14 protein-coding genes are annotated in these 16,867 nt (G+C 69.9%); 9 read left to right on the top strand and 5 right to left on the bottom strand.

Annotated elements, in window-relative coordinates; all coding sequences use genetic code 11:
- From G4D87_RS03350 to G4D87_RS03320, 7 genes are all read left to right on the top strand, one after another.
- On the top strand, nt 1-791 hold a 791-nt coding region (locus G4D87_RS03350), incomplete at its 5' end, for an aminotransferase class III-fold pyridoxal phosphate-dependent enzyme (RefSeq protein ID WP_163778653.1).
- A complete protein-coding gene (locus G4D87_RS03345) occupies nt 788-1,222 on the top strand; it encodes an acyl-CoA thioesterase (protein WP_163778651.1) in 435 nt (144 codons plus the stop codon). The genes G4D87_RS03350 and G4D87_RS03345, both read left to right, overlap by 4 nt.
- Nucleotides 1,171-1,701 (top strand): cispentacin biosynthesis cyclizing decarboxylase AmcE, encoded by a 531-nt coding sequence (gene amcE / locus G4D87_RS03340; RefSeq protein ID WP_163778647.1) that lies wholly within the window; start codon nt 1,171-1,173, stop codon nt 1,699-1,701. The genes G4D87_RS03345 and amcE overlap by 52 nt, the downstream gene beginning before the upstream one ends.
- Nucleotides 1,695-2,816, top strand: a complete 1,122-nt coding sequence (gene amcF, locus G4D87_RS03335) for a cispentacin biosynthesis acyltransferase subunit AmcF (RefSeq protein ID WP_163778644.1) — start codon at nt 1,695-1,697, stop codon at nt 2,814-2,816. Before amcE ends, amcF begins: the two co-directional genes overlap by 7 nt.
- Nucleotides 2,813-3,400: a cispentacin moiety biosynthesis protein AmcG gene (amcG, locus tag G4D87_RS03330; RefSeq protein ID WP_163778641.1), complete on the top strand. Its 588-nt coding sequence runs from the start codon at nt 2,813-2,815 to the stop codon at nt 3,398-3,400. Before amcF ends, amcG begins: the two co-directional genes overlap by 4 nt.
- The gene (gene amcH, locus G4D87_RS03325) at nt 3,393-4,796 is read left to right on the top strand and encodes an adenylate-forming 2-oxoglutaryl-ACP ligase AmcH (protein WP_163778638.1); all 1,404 of its coding nucleotides are present in this window, start codon (nt 3,393-3,395) and stop codon (nt 4,794-4,796) included. The genes amcG and amcH overlap by 8 nt, the downstream gene beginning before the upstream one ends.
- A 4-nt stretch (nt 4,797-4,800) precedes the next feature.
- Complete coding sequence (locus tag G4D87_RS03320) at nt 4,801-9,657, top strand: non-ribosomal peptide synthetase (RefSeq protein WP_240357978.1); 4,857 nt, start codon at nt 4,801-4,803, stop codon at nt 9,655-9,657.
- 89 nt (nt 9,658-9,746) lie between these two features.
- Here the strand turns inward: G4D87_RS03320 and G4D87_RS03315 are convergent, their stop codons facing one another.
- Both G4D87_RS03315 and G4D87_RS03310 read right to left on the bottom strand, forming a co-directional pair.
- Entirely contained in the window at nt 9,747-10,868 is a 1,122-nt protein-coding gene (locus G4D87_RS03315) for a hypothetical protein (protein ID WP_205507405.1), read from the bottom strand.
- Between the two features lie 94 nt (nt 10,869-10,962).
- Nucleotides 10,963-12,141, bottom strand: coding sequence for a DUF6068 family protein (locus tag G4D87_RS03310; RefSeq protein ID WP_240357979.1), 1,179 nt, complete (start codon nt 12,139-12,141; stop codon nt 10,963-10,965).
- Between the two features lie 431 nt (nt 12,142-12,572).
- Here G4D87_RS03310 and prtB point away from each other — a divergent pair, with 431 nt between their 5' ends.
- Both prtB and G4D87_RS03300 read left to right on the top strand, forming a co-directional pair.
- Nucleotides 12,573-13,370: a M57 family metalloprotease PrtB gene (gene prtB / locus G4D87_RS03305; protein WP_163778630.1), complete on the top strand. Its 798-nt coding sequence runs from the start codon at nt 12,573-12,575 to the stop codon at nt 13,368-13,370.
- Nucleotides 13,371-13,373: 3 nt separating this feature from the next.
- Entirely contained in the window at nt 13,374-14,201 is an 828-nt protein-coding gene (locus G4D87_RS03300) for a trypsin-like serine peptidase (RefSeq protein ID WP_163778627.1), read from the top strand.
- A 12-nt stretch (nt 14,202-14,213) separates the two neighbouring features.
- On the opposite strand, the gene G4D87_RS03295 is transcribed toward G4D87_RS03300, so the two are convergent.
- The 3 genes from G4D87_RS03295 to hmgA form a co-directional block, all read right to left on the bottom strand.
- On the bottom strand, nt 14,214-14,987 hold the full coding sequence (locus G4D87_RS03295) for an endonuclease/exonuclease/phosphatase family protein (protein WP_163778624.1): 774 nt from the start codon (nt 14,985-14,987) through the stop codon (nt 14,214-14,216).
- Between the two features lie 143 nt (nt 14,988-15,130).
- Nucleotides 15,131-15,511: a Rieske (2Fe-2S) protein gene (locus G4D87_RS03290; protein ID WP_163778621.1), complete on the bottom strand. Its 381-nt coding sequence runs from the start codon at nt 15,509-15,511 to the stop codon at nt 15,131-15,133.
- A gap of 7 nt (nt 15,512-15,518) precedes the next feature.
- Nucleotides 15,519-16,856, bottom strand: coding sequence for a homogentisate 1,2-dioxygenase (gene hmgA, locus G4D87_RS03285; protein ID WP_163778618.1), 1,338 nt, complete (start codon nt 16,854-16,856; stop codon nt 15,519-15,521).
- Nucleotides 16,857-16,867 lie beyond the last annotated feature (11 nt).

Below are 16,867 nucleotides of genomic sequence, written 5' to 3'. Positions count from 1 at the left end.
CCTTCGGACTGGACGTGGCGTTCCTCCCCTTCGGCGAGCGGGAGCCGCTGGAGCGCTTCTTCGCCGAGCAGGGCTCGAAGCTGTCCGCGGTGTTCGTCGAGCCCATTCAAGGCGATGCCGGAATCCTCGTCCCACCCCCGGGCTACCTGCGGCGCCTCGCCAGCCTGTGCCGTGAGCACGACGTGCTCCTGGTGGCGGATGAGGTGCTCACCTTCGCGAAGACGGGCCGCTGCTTCGCCATGACGGACGAGGAGGGGCCCATCCCCACCGACATCACCGTCATCGGCAAGAGCCTGGGCATGGGCGCGGTCTCCACGTCCATGGTCATCGCGCGGCGTGAGCTGTCCGTGCGCTCCAGCGGCGCGGTCTCCACGTCGGACCTGCGGCCCCTCACCTGCGCGCTCATGCGCGCGGGGCTCCGGTACCTCTCGGAGGAACGCCTCGTCGAACGAGCCGGATCGCTGGGCACGGAGCTGCGCGAGCGCCTGCGGCGCGACGTGGTGGAGGTCTTCCCGGAGCTGTTCCTGGAGGTCCGCGGCCTGGGCTACATGAACGGCATCGAGCTGACCGAGCGCGCCGCGGGCGGCCTCGCCCGTCTGCGCCACCGGCTCCTCGAGGCGGGCGTCTTCGTGGAGTTCATGGCCGGCGCGGGCAAGCGCTCCCACGGGCTGCGCTACCTGTTCCCCGCCATGCGCATCGCGCCGCCGCTCATCGCGGGCGAGGACGACCTGCGGCGCATCGTCGAGCGCATCCAAGAGGGCACCCGGAGGTTCGTGGAGTCGGGGCGATGAGCGACGCCCATCACACGCCACCGTGGCGCCACCGGGTGGAGCACGTCGACACCGATGCCTCGGGAGTCGTCCACTTCTCTCGCTATGCCTCGCTGCTGGAGACGGCGGCGCTGGAGGAGCTGGAGCGCAGGGGAGCGGGGCTCGGGGCGCTCGAAGAACAGCGGCTCGACCTGCGCGTGCGGGAGCTGCGTCTCAGCTACCGCGCCGCCGCGCGCTTCCAGGACTGGCTGCGGCTGGATGCCCGCCTGGAGCACGTGGGCCCCGCGAGTCTGAAGCTGGGCGTGACAGTCTATCGCGAGGGCTCCGCGCCCGAGCCGGTGCTGCTCGCCGCTGGAAGTCTGGACATGGCTGTCGTCAACCGAGAGAGCGGAGAACCCACATGCATTCCATTGACACTCAGCGCCGCGCTCAAGCGGTCACCCTCCCCCTGAACCCGACGGAGCGTCAGCCCAAGCCCCTGGGCTTCACCGCCCTGCGCCAGTGGCTCCGCCACCGGCACCCGATGATTCTCCTGGACCGCATCGTCGACCACGAGCCCGGGAAGTTCCTCGACGCCATCATCTCCATCTCGGGGAACCTGGACTGCATCGCGGGGCACTTTCCCGAGCGCGCCATCTATCCCGGCAGCAATCTCATCCAAGCCTTCGCGCAGGCTGGCATCATCCTCTACCAGATGAGCACCTCGCTGCTGGCCGAGGACGAGTTGACATTGATTGGCTCGGTGGAGAGCCGGTTCCTCCAGGTCGTCGTACCGGGGGACCAGGTGCTGCTGCGCGTTCAGGTGAACCGGCTGGCCGGAGGGCTCTTCGTCTACTCGGGCAAGGCGATGGTGGGCACCCGCCGGGTGGCGGCGTTCCGCGCCAGCCTCATCCGCGCCAAGGTCTCGGAGCTGGGCTCGCCGCTATGGTAGCGCCCGTCGCGGTGACGGGGGCCGCATGGAGCACGGCCCTCGGCCATGGGCTCGACGCCGTATGGCGGCGGCTGCTGGCTGGCGAGCATGGCTTCGTCGAGGTGGCCTCCCCGCACCGTCTGCGCAACACCCTGGCCGCGGTCATTCCTCCTCACGGTGAAGGTCCCGCGCTCCGGCTGCGGCGCCTGGCGGTGGAGACGCTCGGCCGCGCACTGGCGAGGGCGGGGCTGGTCGCGGGCGGCGCAGACACGCGCTTCGTGCTGGGCACGAGCCTGGGCGCGTGGCTCGACGATGCGCGTGAACGGGAGCTGCCCCTCCACACCTGGGCGGACGAGGTGGCCCGTGAAGTGGGCGCGCGCGAGGCGCCGGTCAGCCTCTCCACGGCGTGCTCCTCGGGCTCCGATGCCATCCTGGTGGGCGCGGAGCTCATCCGGTCCGGCGCCGCGGAGGTGTGCGTCTGCGCCGGCGTGGATGTCCTCACGCCGAGCAAGCGGCTGGCGCACTCGGCGCTCTCCACCATGTCGCCGACGCGGCCACGAGCCTTCGATACACGGCATGACGGCATGCTGCTGGGCGAGGGCGCTGGCTGCCTCGTGCTGGAGTCCATGAAGCATGCACGGGGACGCGAGGCACCGCTGCTCGCCGTCTTCCGGGGCGCAGGCTCGGCCAACGACGCGGCGAGCATGACGTCTCCGGACCCGGCCGCCACGGGAGCGCGGCTGGCGATGGAGCGCGCCCTCGCGGATGCAGGGGTGGCCCCCGTGGACATTGGCGTCGTCAACGCGCACGGCTCGGCCACTCCCGCCAACGACCGCGCGGAGGCTGAAGCCCTCCGGGCCCTCTTCGGCGCGGGGCCGTCCCCGCTCGTCTTCGCGACGAAGGGCGCGTTCGGCCACACCCTGGGCGCCACCGGAACCATGGAGGCGATTGCCCTCATCCTCGCGCTGCGCGAAGGCGTGGTGCCGCCCGTCGCCGGCCTGGAGCAGCCCGAGCGAGACTTCCCCTGTCCGCTCCCCATGGGCCGGCCGGTGCGACATGAGGAGCGGCTCGGCCTGAGCCTCACGCTCGGATTCGGAGGCTTCGACACCGCGCTCGTCTTCGAGGTCCCACGATGACCGTGACGTCTCTCGCAAGCACGTCCATCGTGCTCCGTGGCAGCGCCGCGACGCGGAGCGATGGCGCCAACCCATTCGCGGCGCGGGTGAAGACTTCCGTGCGCTACGCCGACCCGATGGCCTGGGCGCTGGTGTGTGTCATTGGCGACGCCACCGAGCCCCTGGGTGAGGACTTCCGGTCCGCGGTGGACCGGTGCGCGCTCATCCAGGTCGGTCCCGAGGCCCCCCTCGAAGCCATGACGCAAGCCGCGAGCGAGGCGCTGCGCGGGTTCGCCTCGCCCCTCCGGTTCCCCGCCGCCACGCCCAGCGCGCCGGCGGGCCTCGCCTGCATCGTCCATGGGCTCCGCGGTCCGACGCTCGCGTTGACGCTTCCCGTGGCGGACGGTGCCAGCATCGCCCTGGCGCTCGCCGCGGCCTGGCTCTCGCGAGGCGTCGTCGACTACGCGCTCATCGCGGGCACGGCATCCGTTCCCGGCAGCGCGCCCCGGGCCGCGTGCGTGGTGCTATCGCGTGGCGAAGGCCCCGCGGTGGACCCGGCGCTCCTGGTGAAAATCCTTCAGTCCGAGCCTCGCCCCCATGACTGAAATCGCCACGGACCTCGCGGGCCTTCCCCTGTCGTCCATCCAGGCGTTCCTGGGCCGAGTCCGGGACCTCACCACCTCCCAGCCGGTCCAGCCCCTGGCGCAACTCGCGGCCGCGTGGCGGGCTCGCGGGCTGCGACCGGGAGACGTCGTCCTGCTGGCCCTGCCCAACGGCGCGGAGTTGCTGGCACAGACCTTCGCCATCCTCGCCACGCGAGGCGTTCCCGCGCTGGTCTCCCCTTCCGCGCCCGCCGCGCGGCAGAAAGCGCTCGTGGAGTCCCTCCCGGCCCGTGCGCAGGTCGCCATGCGCCGCCCCGCGCCCCTGGCCCAGGACGTGGACCGCTTCGCCCTGGGCGGCGCCGAGGTGGCCCTGTTCTCCGAGGCGCAGCCGCCCACCGCGCGGCCCGGGGAGATGGTGCTGCTCACGTCGGGCACCTCGGGCTTCGCCAGCGGCTGCGTTTTCGACCTCGATGCGCTCTTCCGGAACGCGAGCCGTCACGCGGACGCCGTGGGCCTGCGCCCCAACGACACCGTGCTGGTGAACCTGCCGCTCTACTACTCGTATTCGCTGGTGGCGCAGGCCTTCGGCTCGCTGCTTCGAGGCGCCGACCTGGTCGTCAGCGGGCCGCCCTTCCAGCCCGCCGCGTACCTGCGCATGCTGGCCGAGCAGGGCATCACCGTGTCCGCCCTGACGCCGCTGCTGGTGCGCGCGCTGCTCCAGCAGGGCGGCGGCTTCCCGGGGGGATTGCGGTCGCTGGGTGTCGGAGGAGATGTCCTCTCCCCCGAGCATGTGGCGCGGCTCCTGCGCCAGCGTCCGCGAGGGGAGCTGTACCTCACCTATGGCCTGTCCGAGGCGGGCCCACGGGTCGCGACGCTGGCGGCCCACGCCGAGCCGTCCCACCGCTTCGCCTCGGTGGGCCTGCCGCTCCCGGGGACGCAGGTGTCGCTCGCCCCTTGCGGCCCCGGCAGCCAGCGGGAGCTGCTGGTGTCCTCGGACACGCTGATGAAGCGGCGCATCGGCCTGGTGGAAGGCGAGAAGCGTCACGCGTGGCGCGGCCCCCACCTGCTGGCCACGGGCGACATCTTCGACATCGACGCGGACGGCTACCTGTACTTCCAGGGACGGCGGTCCGACTTCCTCGTGCGAGGCAGCGAGAAAATCTGCATGGCCTCCGTGCGCCGCCTGGCCACCACGCTCCCCGGCGTGCTCAGCGCGCGCACGCAGGTCGTCACCGGCACGGAGGGAGACGACTACGAGATGGTCCTCACCATGGCCGACGACAGCCGTCCCAGGGAGCACCTGACGGAAGCGCTCTCTCGCCTCCTGCGGCTCGCGGAGCGTCCGCGGCGCATCCACGTCGTCTCCGCCGATGGCGCCACCGCCGCGCTGCACAAGTAAGCCCGTGCCCTCCTACTCAATCGTGAAGGACCTTCCGATGACGCTCGCCACCCCGAATGCCAGCCACCAGCCCCCGCGCACTTCGACGGAGGAGGTCCTCTGCGAGCTCTGGAGCGTGCTGCTGGAAGTCGAGCAAGTGGGCATCCACGACGACTTCTTCCAACTCGGCGGCCACTCCCTCATCGCCACGCAGCTCGTCTCACGGCTCAACGACATCTTCCACCTCCGGTTCCCGCTGCCCAGCATCTTCGATGCCCCCACCATCGCGGAGTTGGCGGAGGCCATCGAGGCCGCGCGCGGAGCCACGGCGCCAGAACAGGAGCTCGCCCTCCGCCCCGGCACGCATGGCAGCGACGTCCCGCTCTCCTTCGCGCAAGAGCGCCTCTGGTTCATGGAGCAGCTCCATCCCGGGACGGCCACCTACAACATCCCCGTCTTCTACCGCATCACCTCGCCGCTCGACGTCGGCGTGCTCCAGCGTGCGCTCGATGAAGTGCTCCGCCGTCACGAGGCGCTCCGAGCAACCTTCGCCGCCGGCGAATCGGGGCCTGTCGCGCGCATCACACCGTCGCGCGCGTTCCCCCTGTCGCTCATTGACCTGCGCCACCTCCCCGCCGAAGCCCGCGACACGGAGGTGTCGCGCATTACCGCCGAGCAAGCGCAGAGGCCCATCGATCTCCTCACCGGGCCCCTCCTCCAAGGCACGCTGCTCCGGGTCGGAGAACAGGACCATCACCTCCTCCTCACGGTCCATCACATCGTGTCCGATGGCTGGTCCGTGGGCGTCCTCATGCGCGAACTCAGGACGCTCTATGGGGACTTCGCGGCCGGCCGTCCTTCGTCGCTCCTCGAGCTGCCCATCCGCTATGCCGACTTCGCCACCTGGCAGCGGAAGTGGATGCCAGGGCAGAGCCAGGAGCGGCTCCTCCCCTACTGGCGCAAGCGGCTCGCCGGGGCCCCGACGCTCCTCGCGCTCCCCACCGACCGTCCACGGCCACAGGTCCAGCGGTTCAAGGGCACCCGGCGGACCTTCCACCTGACGGGGGAAACGACGCTGGCCATCGACGCGCTCTGCCGCAAGGAGCGCACGACGCTGTTCATGACGCTCCTGGCGGGCTTCAGCGTCCTCCTCCACCGCTACTCCGGACAGGAGGACCTGGTGCTCGGCTCGCCCATCTCCGGACGCATCCGGCCGGAGGTGGAGGGCCTCGTCGGCTTCTTCGTCAACACGCTCGTCCTGCGCAATGACCTGTCGGGCAACCCACGCTTCGTGGACCTCCTCGCCCGCGTGCGTGAGGTGACGCTCGGCGCGTTCGCGCATCAGGAGCTCCCCTTCGAGAAGCTGGTCGAGGCCCTTCAACCCGAGCGCACCCTCCGCCATGCACAGCTCTTCCAGGTGATGTTCGTCCTGCAGAACGCGCCCACGCTGGAGGCGGCTTCATCCGCCGCGCTCCAACTCGCCGCCACGGCGGAGTCCTGGGAGGTGAACACCGGGACGGCGAAGTGCGACCTCATCCTCTACATGGCGAGGACACCCGAGGGCCTCCGCGCCAGCTTCGAGTACGACACGGACCTCTTCGATGACGCGCGCATCGAGCGCATGGCCGGGCACCTCCAGGTGCTGCTCGCTGCCGCTGCCTCCAATCCGCTCCAGCGCCTCTCCGAGCCTCCCCTGCTCACGCCCGCCGAGCGACAGCGGGTGCTGCGCGAGTGGAACGCGCCTTCCGCTGACTTCCCTCGCGACCTCTGCGTCCACGAGCGCTTCTCACGTCAGGCCGCTCGGACGCCGGACGCCGTCGCGGTGTCCTACGGCGCGCACGCCCTCACCTACCAGGCGCTGGACGCGCGCTCCAACCAGCTCGCCCGCCACCTGCGTTCGCTTGGCGTGGGCCCCGAGGTCCTCGTCGGACTGTGCGTCGAGCGCTCCGTGGACCTCATCGTCAGCATGCTCGGCATCCTCAAGGCAGGGGGCGCCTACCTGCCGCTGGAGGCGTCGTACCCCGCCGAGCGGCTGGCGTTCATGCTCGAGGATTCGCGCGCCGGGCTCCTGCTCGTCCACGACGCCCGGCGCCAACACCTGCCAGCGTTCCAGGGCCCTGTTGTCCGCATCGACGCCGATGGAGACGCCATCGCCCGTCACTCCGCGCTTCCGCTTCCCCCTGTCGCCAGCGCCGACAACACCGCGTACGTCATCTACACGTCGGGCTCCACGGGCAGGCCCAAGGGCAGCGCCATCCTCCATCGGAGCGTCGCGGCCCTGCTGTTGAACTCCGACTTCGTCCACTTCACCCCGGAGGACCGCGTCGCCCAGGCCTCCAACGCGTCCTTCGACCCGAGCACGTTCGAAATCTGGGGCGCGCTGTTCCACGGCGCGCACCTCGTCGGCATCACCGCCGACCCGGCCCGTGAGCCCTACGCGCTCGCCGCCCAGGTCCAGGCCGAGGCCATCACCGTCATGTTCGTCACCACCGCCGTGCTCCACCTGCTGGCGCGCCAGGTGCCAGACGCCTTCCGCCACGTCCGCACGCTCGTCTTTGGCGGTGAGGCCGCGGACCCGCTGGCGCTGCGCGAGGTGCTCCGGCACGGCCCGCCCCGCCGACTGCTCAACGGCTACGGCCCCACCGAGTGCACGGTCTTCTCCACCTTTGAGCCCATCGACGCGCCACCGACGCTCGGCCACCCCGTGCCCATCGGCCGCGCCATCACGAACGGTCCCGTCTACCTGCTGGACAAGCACCTGCAGCCGGTCCCCATCGGCATCCCCGGCGAGCTCTACGTCGCTGGCGAGCGCCTGGGGCGTGGCTACTTCAACCGCCCGGAGCTCACCGCGAGGACCTTTGTCCCCGACCCCTTCAGCACGCAGCCGGGCGCCCGCCTCTACAAGACGGGCGACCTGGGCCGACATCTGCCCGACGGCCGCATCGAGTATCTGGGCCGCGTTGACCTGCAGGTGAAGATCCGTGGCTTCCGGGTCGAGTTGGGGGAAATCGAGGAGCAACTGCGTCAGCACCCGGCGGTGAAGGACTGCACGGTGGTGGCGCTGCAGGCGGGAGGGGACCGCAAGCTGGCTGCCTATCTCGTCGCCCGCCAGCAGGCCCCCGCGCAGGCCTCGCTGCGCGGCTGGCTGCGAGAGCGGCTGCCGGAGCACATGGTGCCCGCGTCCTTCACCTTGCTGCCCGCGCTGCCGCTGACACACAACGGCAAGGTGGACCGGCGCGCCCTGCCCACGCCCGAACCGGCCCAGGGGGACATCTCCAGCTACCAGCCTCCGCGGACCTCCACGGAAGAGGTGCTCTGCCGGCTGTGGGGCGCGCTCCTGGAGATGGAGCGCGTGGGCATCCACGACAACTTCTTCCACCTTGGCGGCCATTCGCTCCTCGCGACTCAGGTCGTCTCACGGGTCCGCGCCGAGCTCGGGGTGGAGCTCTCTTTGCGAACGTTGTTCGCGGAGCCCACGGTCGCCCAGCTGGCGAAGCACCTCTCCAGCACGGAACCGGCGGTGGCCCTCGCGCGTCCAGTGCCGCCCCTGCGAAGGGTGGCGCGCGACGGGGCGATGCAAGTGTCCTTCGCCCAGGAGCGCCTCTGGCGCTTCTTCCAGCGGGCGCCCGAGTCCAGCGCCTACAACATCCCCCGTGCATTCCGGCTGGTCGGCCCGCTGGAGCCACGCCATGTCGAAGCGGCGCTCCAGGGACTCATCGCCCGGCACGAGGCGCTGCGCGTCACCTACTCCGAGGAGGACGGTGTGCCGGTGCAGCGCATCCAGCCCCCGCCCCGTTTCCAGCTCCGGGAGGTGGACCTGCGCGGGAGGGACGACCGCGAGGCGGAGGCCATGCGCGACATGCTGGCGTCCGCGCTGCGCCCGTTCGACCTGACACGGGGCCCCCTGATGCACGCGTCGTTACTGCGGCTGGAGGACGAAGAGCATGTGTTGTTCTTCTGCATGCACCACATCGCATCGGACGGTTGGTCCCTGGGCGTCCTCGCACGCGAGCTGAGTCGGCTCTACACGGCCAGCGTCACGGGGGGAGATGCAGGGCTGCCGCGGCTGGACATTCAGTACCCCGATTATGCGGCATGGCAGCGCGACTGGCTGTCCGGAGAGGAGCTTCGGGAGCGGATTGGCTTCTGGCGCAACGCGCTCCAGGGAGCGCCCATGCTGCTGAACCTCCCCACGGACCGGCCTCGGCCGGCGACTCGGACGTTTAACGGCCTCCGCCAGCCCATGGACCTGGGAACAGCGCGCAGCCGGGCGTTGCACGCGCTCTGTCGCCGCGAGCAGGTGACGCCCTTCATGGCGCTGCTGGCTGCCTTCGGCGCCGTGCTGGCGCGGCATTCAGGGCAAGAGGAGGTTGTCATTGGCTCGCCCATCGCCAACCGACTCCAGCCGGAGTTGGAGCCGCTCATCGGGATGTTCGTCAACGGGCTGTGCCTGCGCGTCAACCTGCGCGGGGACCCGAGCTTCCGCGAGCTGCTCCGACGGGTGCGTGAGGAGACCCTGGCGGCCTATGCCCACCAGGAAGTCCCCATCGACCAGGTGGTGGCGTCGCTTGGGATTGAGCCGCCAGCGAACCGAACCCCGGTGTTCCAGGCGATGTTCGTCCTGCAGAACACGCCCACCGCGCCGCTGGAGCTGCCGGGCCTCACCGTGACACCGGTGCCTGTCAACCGTGGCTCCGTCACCTACGAGCTCACCCTGGCGCTGACGGAGACACCGGGCGGCTTCTCCGGAACGTTGGAGTTCAACACCGACCTGTTTGAACCAGCCACCGCGGAGAGACTGCATGCGGGCCTGGTGGAGCTGCTGGACGCCGTGCTGGTGAACCTGGACCTGACCATGGAGTCGAAGCTGCGGCCCCAGTAGAGAACGAACCCATGGCTGATGCGCAGCGTCGTCCAATCTCTGGCGTCACAGGGTAGACACCCAGGTAAACCATCCACTCCTCCGCCACTTCACTCAATCGTGGAGTTCGTCACGATGATGGGCGTGTCATCGTGATTCGAAATCTGCGGATGCGTCGGGTACCACGACCCGCCCGTGTTGCTGCGAATCACCGAGCGGTCGATGCGGATGTCCCCCGAGTGGTCATTGCTCACGAAGAAGATGGCGCTGCCGTGCGCATTGACCTCGTTGTGCTCAATCCGAGTGCCACAGAGTGACAGGGTCATCGTGTTCCCATCATTGTAGATGGCCCCGCCACTGCCCCCACCCGGCGTCCCCGGCCGCGCGGGATTGGCGCCATTGCCAACCGCCCGGTTGTGGGAGAACAGGCTGTTGAGGACGGTCCACGACACGCCGATGCTGCTGATGCCACCGCCATTGGAGCAGGCGCCGCCGTAACCCGCCTTGCCGCCGAAGGTCGTGTTCACCACATACACCGGCTGGTTCCGGTGCTGGCTGAACACCCGGAGCGCGGCGCCGCCCACGTCCGGCCCCACCTCCGCGCAGGCGTTGTTGAAGAACCGGGAGTTGATGACCTTCACGCGCCCGCCGCGAACCCAGACGGCGCCGCCGCCGTCGAACTCGGTCTCCGCCTGGGAGCTGGCGTCCACGAACGTCAGGTTCTGCAACGTCAGTCGGGGGTGGTCCTGGTCCTGGCAGTGCGCCGTCGTCCACACCTGATCCGCGTCGCAGGTGTTCATGTACAGGATGCGGTGCCGCCCCGCCCCGCTGAGCGTCACCAGCCCCTTGCCGTCAATGACAATCTCCGGCCCCGTGTCGTTGAAGATCTTCGCCGTCCGCTCCAGGGTGATGGTGACGGGCTCGGGACCACAGTCGAAGGTGATGACCCCACCCCGCGCCACCGCCTGGAGGAACGCGTCACTGGTGCAGCTCGCCGGGCTTCCCGTGCCGACGACGGTGGTGGGCCGGGAGACGTCCGCGAGGCCAGCCTCGGCCGGGATGGCGCACGTGGCCTCCGGATTCTGATTCCCGGCGGGAGGCCCCTCCTTGGGATTCGTCAGGGGGTTGGGCGTGTCCACGCCCGCGCCGTCCTCCGAGCACCCCAGCCCACCGGCGAAGGAAAGTCCAAGAAGCACGAGCGCGGGCAACCGACGAAATCTCTCCAGGTGCATGAGGCCTCCAGTCCGCACCCAGTGTAGCGCCCCATTCCGGCGGCCTGACCCGGCTCGCTCGGAATAGGGCCTCTGCCTGAAGCCTACCCAGCCGTCACGGCTGCCCGCCGAGCCACGAGCCCCATTGGACGAGCCGGCTGCCGCCCGTGGACTCACGCTGGCCCCCCGCCCCCACGCGCTCGGTGGCGCTGTCGAGCGACTGGAAGCGCGCTTCATACGGCACGCCCGCGAGCCCCGGCGCCCAGGGGTCCGCCGCATAGGCGTCCGTGGAGACGTGCCGCGTGCCCTCGTCGTCGTCCGTGCGCTGCTCGGTGTGCGTGGGCACGGTCCGGCCTCCCACGGTGAAGGTGCCACCTGCCCCCGCCTTGGCCGCGCCGGGAGGCCACGCCCCTGACACCAGCGCATCCATGGGGAGGCTCATCACCAGCTCCTCCAGGGCCTCTGGCTCCGCCTTGGAGAAGTCGGAGCAGGGGTCGCTCCCGGTGCCCACGGGCCCCTCCGAGCGAAGGACAGCGCCGCGCTCGGCGGTGAAACACACGCGCAGCACCTCCTGCGTGGGCGCCAGGTCCACCCTCCGGTCGTAATACGCGCCGGGCCCCAGCGGCCGCTCCAAGGCGGGGGCGGGGGCGCTGGCCTCGGCGGAGCCCTCCTGGAACTCACGCAGCGACAGCTTGACGCCGCCCGGCGTCCGGAACCCGGCGGACTCGGTGCTCGCCTCCAGCAGGCCGCGCGTCAGGTAGAGCAACGTCGAATCATTGGCATACACGCGCGTGCGCAGCGGACCATCCACGGGGCGCTGATCGCTGACATAGCGGGTGGCCTCCCAGTCGCGGCCGGAGAAGGAAGGACGCTCCGCCGTCACCTGCCCTGGACGCGGCACGTCAACCGGGCGCGTCACGTCCGAGCGCACCGGAACCACCAGGTCCCTCGCCAGCCGCGTCTGAGACAACGGATGGCCCGCCGCGTCCGTGAAGGCCACCCGCACGTAGACCCAGGGCTGCTGGACGGACACGACCTCCAGCGTCAACTGGCCATCGAGCGTGCGCGCGGCGTCAGCCTCACCGGGTGTGGGGCCCTGCGTCGCGGAGAAGGCATAGGTGACGCGGTCGCCCACGCGGGCGCGCTTCCAGGCCTCCGCGGCGGGTTGCGTCGTGGAGTTTTGACGCTGGGCGTCCACCGGTGAGGGATTGCTCGACATCGTGCTCCCACAGCCAGGAAGGAACGACAGGACCGCGCCCAGCAGCGCGGCAACAGGACAGGTGACGTGGCGCATTGGCATACGTGACTGGATACACCGGCAGTGCATTCACGCGCACCTCTCGTCGGACGCGTGTGTCCCTTCCCACCCCATTACAGGGTTGTAGTTTGTTTTCACCTGTGTCAGATCATGGCTGGGGTGTCTTTGCCCCACGGGGCAGGTGACCGACAACCAGACATCACTGTATGTTTTTGGAACGCTTGGCCGTTTCCGAGGAATCCAACGTCGTCTCGCGGGCTTGCGGCGGCCGACGTCAACTTCGTTTACGTACCCGTGACTTGGGCCTGGAGCGCATGGACTCCAAGCTAGTCAACGATTTCAGGTTTCTCGCCCTGCGGGACTCGTTGGCCCATCAATTGCTCAAGGCCGGGGCGCGTCTCACCGCGGCTGGTGGACACCAGGCGGAAGGCGCATCCCCCCGTAGTCAAACGGACGAGGAATCTCCGATGCCCATGTTCCAGAAGATGTTCAAGGGAGCTGCTGTCCTCGCGGTGACCGGTAGCATGATGCTGACGGGCTGCGGCACCGACATGCAGGCCGGTGAGCAGAACGAGCAGGATGAGATCATCGCCAACCTGGTCGAGGCCGGCTTCCCGGCGGACGACATCCTGCTCTCCGACGGCCAGGTGTACGTGGGCCGCGACGCGCACGTGACGCTCGAGGCGTCCCGCGAGATGCTCCAGACGGACCTGAAGACGCAGGAGCAGTACCGCACGACGAACCTCGTCAGCTCGTCCATCTCCGTCATCTGCATCGTCCCGAACTCCTCGTACGCGGCCAACTCCACGCTGATGTCCGGCCTTGACCGGGCGATCGCCAACTACAACGCGCTGGGCCTGTCGTTCCGGATGCAGCGCGGCGGCAGCGGCTGCAGCGCGACCATCTCCGCGCGCACCACGTCCGGCGCTGGCGGCTCGGCGGGCTTCCCCTCCGGCGGCCGTCCCTACGGCATCATCAACATCGGCACCGGCACGGCCAGCTACGGCGTGGCCGTGGTCGAGCACGTCGTGACGCACGAGCTGGGCCACGCCGTGGGCCTGCGCCACTCTGACTACTACAACCGCAGCATCAGCTGCGGTGGCGCGGCCACGAACGAGGGCAGCGCGGGCGTGGGCGCCATCCACATCCCCGGCACGCCGACCACGGCCACCCGCGGCGGCTCGCTCATGAACTCCTGCTTCAGCTCGTCCGAGACGGGTAACTTCAAGAGCTCCGACGTCACGGCGCTCAACTACCTGTACTGAGTCATGGCGCGACACCCCACAGACTTCCGCATGACGCTGTGGGGTTCGCTCCTCGCTGGGACCGTCTTCCTGGGCTTCACCGCCTGCGGAGGACGGTCCGAGCCGGTCGAGCCCGCCGTCTGTGCGCCGCCCTCCAGTCCGGAGGTTCGTGCTTTCGCGCAGTGCGGTCCGACGCTCGACTTCACCCCCATCAACAGCTACGTGGGCGAATTCGCTGACGTCATCCAGGACCGGGAAGACGCCGTCGTGCTCATCGACGGGCGCTGCACCGGGACGCTGATTCAAGCGAGCGCGGGCGCCGTGGTGCTCACCGCGGGCCACTGTGTCAGGCTCGGGGACATCCCGCTGATTGTCTTCAACTTCGAGGACGACGCGGACGGCGACCCCTTGATTACGGAAGGCACCGTCATCGAGCAGTCGATAGCGCCGGACTATGCGCTCATCCAGCTCGATGTCCTGCCGGACGTCCCCCCCATTTTGCTGACGACCCAGGCCACCGAGCGGCTGGCCATCCTCCAGCACCCCCGCGGATACCCCAAGGTCATCGCCGAGGGCGATTACCTCGATTCGTGCAACGGGCTCGTCTTCTACGGCGACCTGGACACCCTGGTCAGCAGCTCCGGCGCGGGCGTCCTCAACCGGCGAGGGCACCTGCTGGGCGTCCATACCGACGGCGACTGTGAAGTCAGCGGCCGGGGCTCCAACCGGGGATGGACCGTGGAGTCGATTGTCGAAGCCTCCGCCTATCTGCAACCCGAGGACGTCGACGCGCCGGCCACGGCCACGCGCACCCCAGGGGCGGAGGCCCCCCACGCGCGGCTCGCGCCCTGAGTGCCGGGCCCGCTACGGCGCCGGAACGGTGATGTTCATCTTCACCGGGCGGTGCTTGTTGTCACCAGTCTGGGGCAGGAATTCGAGGCCCTGGGTACCAATGGCCTGGGACACGTAGAAGCCGTCGATGCGCAGGCCGGAGTCCGGGCCGCGCGGCTTCAAACCCGTGCGCGCGCCAATCTCGTTCGGGTCGCTGTCGACCACCTTGTTCCAGTCCGCGCCCAGGACGAGCAGCCGGTCACTGCGGTTCGCGAACGCCACCACGCTGTCCGCCATCCTGGCGTAGGGGCTCGCCAGGCCCGTCTGACAGCGGTCGGGTGGCATGTGCAGCGACGCGACCCGAATCCAGCGGTTGTTGTGCAGTTGCACGTCCACCCGGGCAATCCACCGCGTCATGATGCCGCCCCCCGGGCAGGCGCTGGCGTCCACCCCCTTCACCAGTTGCAGCTCGCCGATGCTCTTCACCGCGGACTTGCGGATGATGACCGCGCTCCCCTGCCGGTCCTCCGACGAGGTGTCCTGACGAACCGCCCAGCCGTCTCCGAGAATCTCGCGCATCCGCACGTACTTCGCCTCCTGGACGAACACGATGTCGGCCTCGGGACCAATGGTGTTCCAATCCCTGCGAGCCGCCTCGGCACGGTGGAAGTCCAGGTTGGCCGTCACGACACGCAGCTGCGCCACCGCCAACGACTGCGGCGCGGCCTGCTCGACGCGGGCCCAGGCCGCTCCGGACGCCACCATCACCGCGAGAACCACCCCTGTCAGGGCTGCCAGTCGCTTCATCACTCCACCCGTACCTTTCAAGAACGGCGTCGCCACGACGCCGCCCCAGGCTCGGGCACCAGAAGCTGCAAATCAAGACTTATAGGCTTAAGCCCCAAAACGTCATGCGACGGACGTGGAGCGAAACGCGTGCCCGCGGCGGCTCAGCCGGTGACGACCATGCCGTCGCGCACCGTCACCGGCCACGGGGTGAGCCGGCCACCCGAGCACGGCCCGCCCACGCACAGCCCGTCCTCCACCTGGAACAGGGCCCCGTGCCAGCCGCAGACGATGAGCTCCTTGTCCGGCGTCAGGTAGCGGTCCAGTTCGCGCGCGAGCGGCAGGCCCGCATGGGGACACCGATCCACGTAGCCGTGGACCGCGTCACCCTTGCGCACCAGGAAGCCGTGGAAGAAGGCGTCCCCCATCTGGAGGACGAGGTTGCGCGCCCCGGGGTCCTCCAGGGCGCTCACCGGGAGCAGCTTCACGTTGGCCGGTGTCGTCCAGACGCGCTTGCGCCCGGCCGGCGCTTCCCCCGTGCTCACGCGGCCCTCAAGGCAGCTTCGCCTTCTGGAAGCCCGCCCAGCACGCGTCGTAGTCCTGCTGAAGCGCCGGCGACTCCATGGCGAAGCGCGTGGGCCGGAGGACCCAGCGCGACTCGAACATGAAGGCCAGCGTGTCCTTGATTTTGTGAGGCTTCAGGTCCGCCTGGACGGCCTGCTCGTAGCTGGTCCGGTCCGGGCCGTGGCCGCTCATGCAGTTGTGCAGCGAGCCGCCGCCCGGGGCGAAGCCGCCCGCCTTCGCGTCGTAGACGCCGTGCACCAGCCCCATGAACTCGCTCATCACGTTGCGGTGGAACCAGGGCGGCCGGAAGGTGTGCTCGGCCACCATCCACCGCGGCGGGAAGATGACGAAGTCGCAGTTGGCCGTGCCCGGCACCTCGCTGGGCGACGTGAGCACCGTGAAGATGGACGGGTCCGGGTGGTCGAAGCTCACCGTGTTGAGGGTGTTGAAGCGGGCCAGGTCGTACTTGTACGGCGCCAGGTTCCCGTGCCACGCCACCACGTCCAGCGGCGAGTACGCATACCGGGCCGACCACAGCCGCCCCTGGAACTTCTGCACCACCTCCGTGGGCCGGTCCACGTCCTCGAAGGCCGCCACCGGCGTCAGGAAGTCGCGCGGGTTGGCCAGACCGTTGGCGCCAATGGGCCCCAGGTCCGGCAGGCGGAAGAACGCGCCGTGGTTCTCACAGACGTAGCCCGCGGCCTGGCCCTCCGGCAGCTCCGCGCGGAAGCGCACCCCGCGCGGCACCACCGCGATTTCGCCCGGCGCCACGTCCAGCACGCCCAGCTCCGTCACCAGCCGCAGCCGCCCCGCCTGCGGGACGATGAGCAGCTCGCCGTCCGCGTCGAAGAACACCCGGTCCACCATGGAGCGGTTGGCCGCGTACAGGTGGATGCTGAGGCCCGCGCCCGACGCCGCGTCCCCGTTGCCCGCGTAGGTGACGAGCCCGTCCACGAAGTCGGTGGGAGGGACCGGCGGGGGCTGGGGATTCCACCGCAGGCGGTTGGGCGAAGCGGGCACCTCGTCGAAGGGACCGCTGCGCAACAGCCCCTGCGCCAGCGGCTGGAACGCCGGGTGGTTGGCGCTGGGCCGGAGGCGGTACAGCCAGGAGCGCCGGTTCTCCCGGCGCGGGGCCGTGAAGGCCGAGCCCGACAGCTGCTCGGCATAGAGGCCGAACGGCGCCCGCTGGGGCGAATTCTGCCCCTCTGGCAGTGCGCCGGGCACCGCCTCGGTGGCGAACTCGTTGCCGAAGCCAGACAGATAGGCGCCGGGAGCCGTCTTGAGGACGCTCCCCGGCGACACCTCGGTGGAGGGCTGGGTGGTCACCGGATTCTCCT

Origin of the sequence: Myxococcus vastator, assembly GCF_010894475.1 — a bacterium.
In the GTDB taxonomy this organism is placed as follows: Bacteria; Myxococcota; Myxococcia; order Myxococcales; family Myxococcaceae; genus Myxococcus; species Myxococcus vastator.
This window is presented reverse-complemented; position numbering and strand designations above follow the sequence as displayed.